The organism is Streptomyces anatolicus (genome assembly GCF_019400875.1).
GTDB classification, from domain to species: Bacteria; Actinomycetota; Actinomycetes; order Streptomycetales; family Streptomycetaceae; genus Streptomyces; species Streptomyces anatolicus.
In genome coordinates this window covers 1-7,718 of sequence record NZ_WMBF01000303.1, presented here as the reverse complement: position 1 = coordinate 7,718, position 7,718 = coordinate 1, and the positions used below count along the sequence as shown (strand labels likewise).

Genomic DNA, 7,718 nt, shown 5'->3' with positions numbered 1-7,718 from the left:
CCGCCCCACCGCCGTCATCTGCGACGACGACTTCCTCGCCGCGGGCGTCTGCAAGGCCGCGCGACGGCTCGGACTGCGCGTACCCGAAGACCTCTCGGTGACCGGCTTCGACGATCTGACCCTGGCCACCGCCGTCGAACCCGAGCTGACGACCGTGCGCCTTCCCGCCGAGCGCTTCGGCGAGCGCGGCATGGAGACCCTGGTCGCCGTCGTCGAGGGCCGCGCCCCCGACGCCACCCCGCTCCCCGTCGAACTCGTCATCCGCGACTCCACGGGCCCCGCCCACTAGGACCGCCGGTCCCATCTTGCACACGCGAACGCCCCGCGCCCCGACCGGACGGCCGGGGCGCGGGGCGCATACCGCAGGGGACTACTCGACGTCACCACCGGAGCGGGGTGCGGGCCCGGTGTCCTCGTCCGTGTCACTCGCCGCGTCCGTCGCGCCGCCCTCGTCGAGCAGCCGCGACAGCTGACGGCCCACGATCCGCTTGAACTTCCGCTGCTGCGGCCGCGTCCGGTCCAGCACCGCCACCTCCAGACGCTCGGCGGGGATCTCCCGCTCGGTGCCGTTGGTGTCGCGGGAGAGCGCGCGCACGGCCAGCTTCAGGGCCTCCGCGAGCGTCATGTTGTCGTTGTGGTGCTGATCGAGATAGGTGCTGATCTGCTCGGCGTTGCCGCCCACGGCGAGCGAACCGTGCTCGTCGACGATCGACCCGTCGTGCGGGAGACGGTAGATCTGATCGCCCTCACGCGTGGCCCCGACCTCGGCGACCACCAGCTCCACCTCGTACGGCTTCTCGGCCGCGCTCGAGAAGATCGTGCCCAGCGTCTGCGCGTACACATTCGCGAGACCGCGGGCCGTCACGTCGTCACGGTCATAGGTATAGCCGCGCAGATCGGCGTAGCGGACGCCGCCGATCCGAAGATTCTCGTACTCGTTGTACTTACCGGCGGCCGCGAAACCGATCCGGTCATAGATCTCGCTGAACTTGTGCAGCGCACGGGACGGGTTCTCGCCGACGAACACGATGCCGTCGGCATACTGCAGGACGACCAGACTGCGGCCGCGCGCGATGCCCTTGCGGGCGTATTCCGCCCGGTCGGCCATCTGCTGCTGGGGTGATACATAGAACGGCGTCGACACCGGATCCGTCCCTTTCTGTCAAAACTTCAGTCAGTGGCGAATGCGGAGCGATCAGAGCAGCGCGGCACGCGGGCCGTCCGGCTGCTCCAGCCGCTTCTCCAGAATCGAACGCGCGATCACAGACGATTCCTCGTCCGTCAGCCGCCGGAATCCCTCGTCGGAGATGACGGTCACGATGGGGTAGATCCGGCGGGCCACATCGGGACCACCCGTCGCCGAGTCGTCGTCGGCCGCGTCGTACAACGCCTGGACCACCAGGGTCGTCGCCTGCTCCTCGGTCAGACCGTCGTGGTACAGCTTCTTCATCGCACCCCGCGCGAAGACCGACCCGGAGCCGGTGGCCGCGAAGCCGTGCTCCTCGGAGCGGCCGCCCGTGACGTCGTAGGAGAAGATGCGCCCCTTCTCGCGGTCCACGTCATAGCCCGCGAAGAGCGGCACCACGGCGAGGCCCTGCATGGCCATGCCGAGGTTGCTGCGGATCATCGTGGAGAGGCGGTTCGCCTTGCCCTCCAGGGAGAGCGTGGCGCCCTCCACCTTCTCGAAGTGCTCAAGCTCCAGCTGGAAGAGCTTCACCATCTCCACGGCCAGACCCGCCGTGCCCGCGATGCCCACCGCGGAGTACTCGTCCGCCGGGAAGACCTTCTCGATGTCCCGCTGCGCGATGACATTCCCCATCGTCGCCCGGCGGTCACCAGCGAGCACCACGCCGCCGGGGAACGTCACGGCCACGATGGTCGTGCCGTGCGGAGCCTCGATCACGCCCTGCGTGGGCGGCAGTTGGCGGTTGCCGGGCAGGATGCCGGGCTGGTGCTCGGAGAGGAAATCCATGAAGGACGACGACCCAGGCGTCAGGAAGGCAGCTGGTAGACGCCCGGTGCTACGAGGATTGGCTTCCACGAGTTTCCTTCCAGATAAGCGGTGGCTCGGCGGGTCTTGTCGGGGTCGTCCCCCAACTTGCCGATGCCTGAGTTGCAGTTGAAGCACAGTACGCCTCGGACTTTACCCGTCTCGTGACAATGATCCACATGTACGGCAGGTGCCTCGAGACAGATCACACAGAGGCCCTTCTGGGCCTCGATCAGTTCGTCACGATCGGCCTCGGTAATCCCGTAGTGGCGCTTGAGATGGCCGGCACGACCTTCGATGGCCCGACACGCCTTGCACCGAGTGGACAGGCCGTCGGAGGCCGCCCTGTTCCGGTCCCATGCAGTGTGAGGCTTGATCTCCCCACACCTGCGGCAGTACTTGTGGCCTGCCGGAGCTGCGACCTTGGGCCGAACGTTCTTCCCTTTGGCTTTCTGTCGCTCCTGGTGATACTCCGCAGCGCACGGCCTGCAGTAGCACTGCAAGCCGTCACGCATTGCCCGATTCGATGCAAACGCCCCGTGCGGTTTGGACTCTCGGCATCGCGCGCACTGTTTCAGCGGCTCCGACAAGACCCCTCCCCTACATCCCCAGCCTTCGATTCAAAGGAAAAATCACTCCCCACCCTTCTGAACGAAGGAGCGCACGAAGTCCTCGGCGTTCTCCTCGAGCACATCATCGATTTCGTCGAGCACCGAGTCGACGTCGTCGCTCAGCTTCTCCTGGCGCTCCTTGAGATCCTCCGAAGCCTGCGCGTCCTGAGTCTGCTCCTCGGTCTCCTCGGTGGAACGCGTGGCCTTCTGCTGTCCGCCGCCGGTGTCCTTGGTCGCCATCTACCTCACCCCGCTCGCTCGGTTAGACGTTCTTGATCAGACCCTACAAGCCGGGTCCGACATCGGCCCCGCACTTCCCTCAACGTGCGGGACCCACCTCTGTGATTCCCCCGCCGGTGACCTTTCAGCCGCCGGAGAGCACCCGAACCAGTTCCTCCGCCGAACGGCAGCGGTCCAGGAGCTCCTTGACGTGGTTCCTGGTGCCGCGCAGGGGCTCCAGGGTCGGGACGCGTTGCAGAGAGTCACGGCCGGGCAGGTCGAAGATGACCGAGTCCCAGGAGGCCGCGGCCACGTCGTCCGCGTACTGCTCGAGGCAGCGGCCCCGGAAGTAGGCCCGGGTGTCCTCGGGAGGCTTAGTGGTGGCCCGCTCCACGTCCGCCTCGTCCAGGAGCCGCTTCATCTTGCCGCGCGCCACCAGACGGTTGTACAGGCCCTTCTCGGCCCGTACGTCGGCGTACTGGAGGTCGACCAGGTGCAGCCGCGCGGCGTCCCAGTCCAGGCTGTCGCGGCGGCGGTAGCCCTCCATCAGCTCCCGCTTGGCGACCCAGTCCAGCTCTCCGGAAAGGCTCATCGGGTCGCTCTCCAGCCGGCCGAGCACGTCCTCCCAGCGGGCCAGGACGTCCTTGGTCTGCTCGTCGGCGTCGGAGCCGTACCGCTCCTCGACGTACTTGCGGGCCAGTTCGAAGTACTCCATCTGCAGTTGCACAGCGGTGAGTGAGCGGCCGCTGCGGAGCGTGACCAGGTGCTGGAGCGTCGGGTCGTGGGAGACCTGGTGCAGGGTGCGCACGGGCTGGTCCACCGCGAGGTCCACGGCGATGAAGCCGTCCTCGATCATGGCGAGCACGAGCGAGGTGGTGCCCAGCTTGAGGTAGGTGGAGATCTCCGAGAGGTTCGCGTCGCCGATGATGACGTGCAGCCTGCGGTACTTCTCGGCGTCGGAGTGGGGCTCGTCCCGGGTGTTGATGATCGGCCGCTTAAGGGTCGTCTCGAGGCCCACCTCGACCTCGAAGTAGTCCGCGCGCTGGCTGAGCTGGAAACCGTGCTCGTGGCCGTCCTGGCCGATGCCGACGCGGCCCGCACCTGTGACGACCTGGCGGGAGACGAAGAAGGGCGTGAGGTGGCGCACGATGTCCGAGAAGGGGGTCTCCCGCTTCATCAGGTAGTTCTCGTGCGTGCCGTACGAGGCGCCCTTGTTGTCGGTGTTGTTCTTGTACAGGTGGATCGGCTGGGCCCCGGGGAGCTGCGCCGCGCGGTCGGCCGCCTCGGCCATGATGCGTTCGCCGGCCTTGTCCCACAGGACGGCGTCCAGGGGGTTGGTGATCTCCGGCGAGCTGTATTCGGGGTGTGCGTGGTCGACGTAGAGCCGTGCGCCGTTGGTCAGGATGACGTTGGCGAGGCCGATGTCCTCGTCGGTCAGCTGGCTGGAGTCGGCGGCCTCGCGGGCGAGGTCGAATCCCCGTGCGTCCCGCAGCGGGTTCTCCTCCTCGAAGTCCCAGCGGGCGCGTCGCGCCCGGTGCATCGCCGCGGCATAGGCGTTGACGATCTGGGACGAGGTGAGCATGGCATTGGCGTTCGGGTGGCCGGGGACGGAGATGCCGTACTCCGTCTCGATGCCCATTACTCGCCGTACGGTCATGCGGCCCTCCTTGCCCGGCGGCGCTCCCCTTCGGGAACGGCGCTCAAGTACCGCTGGTTCTCCGGTGCGTGTGCGGTGCCCGTCCCCGCACTGCGCGACTCGGCGGTACCGAAGAGCCTAGAACGCCTTTGCGCTGGTGGGGAGATCATTGCCTTCATTGAAAAGCAGACGGCTGCGGGTACCCGTGAAGGACACCCGCAGCCGCCCCTTTGTTACTACAGGTACTGACCGGTGTTGGCCACCGTGTCGATGGAGCGTCCGGTGTCCGCGCCCTGCTTTCCGGTGACGAGCGTGCGGATGTATACGATCCGCTCGCCCTTCTTGCCGGAGATCCGGGCCCAGTCGTCCGGGTTGGTGGTGTTGGGCAGGTCCTCGTTCTCCTTGAACTCGTCGATGCAAGCCTGGAGGAGGTGGGAGACCCTGATGCCCTTCTGGTTCGCTTCGAGGAAGGCCTTGATGGCCATCTTCTTGGCGCGGCCCACGATGTTCTCGATCATGGCGCCGGAGTTGAAGTCCTTGAAGTAGAGGACTTCCTTGTCGCCGTTGGCGTACGTCACCTCGAGGAAGCGGTTCTCCTCGGATTCGGCGTACATCTGCTCCACGACGGACTGGATCATGCCCTGGACCGTGCTGCGCCGGTCGGCGCTGTGCTCGGCCAGGTCGTCGGCGTGCAGCGGGAGCCGTTCGGTGAGGTACTTGGCGAAGATGTCCTTCGCCGCCTCGGCGTCCGGGCGCTCGATCTTGATCTTCACGTCGAGGCGTCCGGGGCGCAGGATCGCGGGGTCGATCATGTCCTCGCGGTTGGAGGCGCCGATGACGATGACGTTCTCCAGCCCTTCCACGCCGTCGATCTCGGCGAGCAGCTGGGGGACGATGGTGTTCTCCACGTCCGAGCTGACACCGGATCCGCGGGTGCGGAAGAGGGATTCCATCTCGTCGAAGAAGACGATGACGGGGGTGCCCTCGCTCGCCTTCTCCCGGGCACGCTGGAAGACCAGGCGGATGTGGCGCTCGGTCTCGCCGACGTACTTGTTGAGGAGTTCGGGGCCCTTGATGTTGAGGAAGAAGCTCTTCCCCGCGGGCTGCCCGGTCACCTCGGCGACCTTCTTGGCAAGGGAGTTGGCGACGGCTTTGGCGATCAGCGTCTTTCCGCAGCCGGGGGGCCCGTACAGCAGGACGCCCTTGGGCGGCCGCAGTTCGTGCTCCTTGAAGAGGTCGGGGTAGAGGTACGGAAGCTCGACGGCGTCCCGGATCATCTCGATCTGGCCGCCGAGGCCGCCGATCTTCTCGTAGCTGATGTCGGGGACTTCTTCGAGGACCAGTTCCTCGACCTCGCTCTTGGGCACGACCTCGTAGACGTAGCCGGAGCGGGGTTCGAGCAGGAGGGCGTCGCCGGGGCGGATCGTGACGTCGAGGAGTGGTTCGGCGAGCCGCACCACCCGTTCTTCGTCGGTGTGCCCGACCACCAGGGCTCGGTCGCCGTCCTCGAGGATCTCCTTGAGGGTGACGATGTCGCCGACGCTCTCGTACTCCATGGCCTCGACCACGTTGAGCGCTTCGTTGAGCATTACTTCCTGGCCGCGCTTGAGCTCTTCGAGCTCCACGCTGGGGCTGACGTTCACCCGGAGCTTGCGGCCGCCGGTGAAGATGTCCGCCGTGCCGTCCTCGTTCGCCACGAGGAAGACTCCGAAGCCGGCCGGTGGCTGTGCGAGCCGGTCGACTTCCTCCTTGAGGGCCACGATCTGGTCGCGGGCCTCGCGGAGCGTGTTGGCGAGCCGCTCGTTCTGCGCGGACACGCCGGCCAGGTTGGTCTGCAGCTCGACGATCCGCTCTTCGAGAATCCTCGTATGACGCGGAGAGTCGGCGAGCTTGCGTCGCAGGACGGCGATTTCCTGCTCGAGATAGGCAACCTGACCGGCGGGGTCCTCAGACCCTCTGCCCGGCCGGATGCCGCGGTTGATGTCGTCGTCGTGGGCTGCCACGGTCCTCACCTCCTCCAAGGGGAGCTGGACGCTTCCAGACCCTACCTGGGTGGGTGTCGATTGAAACCCCTAGATCACAAAGACGAGGGGGTGTGTCCGATCTTCACCCTTGCGCTTCCCCTCACGCCAGGTGAATACCCACCCAACAACATCGGAAAGCGGGCGGTTGTATCGTCGAAGTGTTCAACACCCGTCAGAGCTGGCCCGACTTACCGCATCACCGGCCGGCTCGACGCAGCGACCGGCAGGAGAGATGACCGTGCGGCACGACGCCGAGACCGGCAGTGAGGGCAGTGGCTGCGACGATCTGCTGGAGGTCTGGATCGACCAGGACCTCTGCACAGGAGACGGCATCTGCGCGCAGTACGCGCCCGAGGTCTTCGAGCTGGACATCGACGGCCTGGCCTATGTGAAGAGCGGCGACGACGAGTTGCTCCAGGCCCCAGGGGCCACGACGCCCGTGCCGCTGCCGCTCCTTCGCGATGTCGCGGACTCCGCGAAGGAGTGTCCGGGCGACTGCATCCACGTACGTCGGGTTTCGGACAGGGTCGAGGTGTACGGCCCCGACGCTCAGTGAGTCACCGGCCTCCGCCGCCTCATACGCTGCGCGCCTCGGCGGGGGCCGTCCGCGCGAACGCGCCGTCCTTCCATCGCCACTTGGCGGCGTCCTCGCGGTCGGGGCAGCACCGGGGGACGGCGAGCGAGGAGTAGCCGAGGAGGGTCGCGGTGACCGCCCCGTCACGCACGGCGAAGTCGGTGACGGTCAGCCGGTCCTTCGGGTCGACGAGGGTGGCCACCACGCGGGGCTCGCCCGCCTTGGCGCGGGTGATCACGTAGACGCCGTCGGGCGGGGTGCCCGAGCCGGCCCGGCAGTGGACGACGGCTACGGTCTCGGGCCTGCCGTCGCCGTCGAGGTCGCCGGTTGCCTTCTTCTCCACCACGGATTTCACCGGGCCGCAGTCGAGGGGGAAGTCCACGGTGGCGGCGTCGGGCGCCGCGGCCGGTGCGGGCGCGCCCGCGGCGGCTCTGGGCTGCGTCTTGTGCCCTGTCTGGGCGGCGGTCGCGGGGTCCGGCTGCAGGAAGGCGGAGCCGGCGACGACGGCGGCGAGCGCGGCGGCGGTGGCCAGCCAGTGGACGGGGCGGGCGAGGGTGTGCGCCAGTTCCGGGACGGCGGGGTGCTGCACGAGGAGCGTCTCCTGTGAGGGCTGTGCCGGTGGGGTGCCCAGCATCGTGCCATAGCTCACAGTGAGGTGGAACAC

The 7,718-nt window shown here is 67.4% G+C and carries 9 protein-coding genes; 2 read left to right on the top strand and 7 right to left on the bottom strand.

Annotation, left to right across the window (positions count from 1 at the left end; genetic code table 11):
- On the top strand, positions 1 to 289 hold a 289-nt coding region (locus tag GKQ77_RS22955; protein ID WP_219690820.1), incomplete at its 5' end, for a substrate-binding domain-containing protein.
- Between the two features lie 81 nt (positions 290 to 370).
- Here GKQ77_RS22955 and prcA read toward each other — a convergent pair.
- The 6 genes from prcA to arc form a co-directional block, all read right to left on the bottom strand.
- Positions 371 to 1,144, bottom strand: a complete 774-nt coding sequence (gene prcA / locus GKQ77_RS22950; RefSeq protein WP_125511701.1) for a proteasome subunit alpha — start codon at positions 1,142 to 1,144, stop codon at positions 371 to 373.
- Between the two features lie 51 nt (positions 1,145 to 1,195).
- On the bottom strand, positions 1,196 to 2,041 hold the full coding sequence (prcB, locus tag GKQ77_RS22945) for a proteasome subunit beta (protein ID WP_219690819.1): 846 nt from the start codon (positions 2,039 to 2,041) through the stop codon (positions 1,196 to 1,198).
- Positions 1,993 to 2,505 (bottom strand): endonuclease VII domain-containing protein, encoded by a 513-nt coding sequence (locus GKQ77_RS22940; protein ID WP_219690818.1) that lies wholly within the window; start codon positions 2,503 to 2,505, stop codon positions 1,993 to 1,995. Before GKQ77_RS22940 ends, prcB begins: the two co-directional genes overlap by 49 nt.
- A gap of 117 nt (positions 2,506 to 2,622) precedes the next feature.
- Positions 2,623 to 2,841, bottom strand: coding sequence for a ubiquitin-like protein Pup (locus GKQ77_RS22935; protein WP_124267463.1), 219 nt, complete (start codon positions 2,839 to 2,841; stop codon positions 2,623 to 2,625).
- Between the two features lie 124 nt (positions 2,842 to 2,965).
- Positions 2,966 to 4,477 carry a depupylase/deamidase Dop gene (dop, locus tag GKQ77_RS22930; RefSeq protein ID WP_125511703.1) on the bottom strand — a complete coding sequence of 504 codons (1,512 nt, stop codon included), beginning with the start codon at positions 4,475 to 4,477 and terminating at the stop codon, positions 2,966 to 2,968.
- 215 nt (positions 4,478 to 4,692) lie between these two features.
- The gene (gene arc / locus GKQ77_RS22925) at positions 4,693 to 6,459 is read right to left on the bottom strand and encodes a proteasome ATPase (RefSeq protein ID WP_219690817.1); all 1,767 of its coding nucleotides are present in this window, start codon (positions 6,457 to 6,459) and stop codon (positions 4,693 to 4,695) included.
- A 253-nt stretch (positions 6,460 to 6,712) separates the two neighbouring features.
- Between arc and GKQ77_RS22920 the strand changes: the two genes are divergently transcribed.
- On the top strand, positions 6,713 to 7,036 hold the full coding sequence (locus GKQ77_RS22920) for a ferredoxin (protein ID WP_125511705.1): 324 nt from the start codon (positions 6,713 to 6,715) through the stop codon (positions 7,034 to 7,036).
- A 19-nt stretch (positions 7,037 to 7,055) separates the two neighbouring features.
- Here the strand turns inward: GKQ77_RS22920 and GKQ77_RS22915 are convergent, their stop codons facing one another.
- A complete protein-coding gene (locus tag GKQ77_RS22915) occupies positions 7,056 to 7,643 on the bottom strand; it encodes a hypothetical protein (RefSeq protein ID WP_219690821.1) in 588 nt (195 codons plus the stop codon).
- Between the last annotated feature and the right edge of the window lie 75 nt (positions 7,644 to 7,718).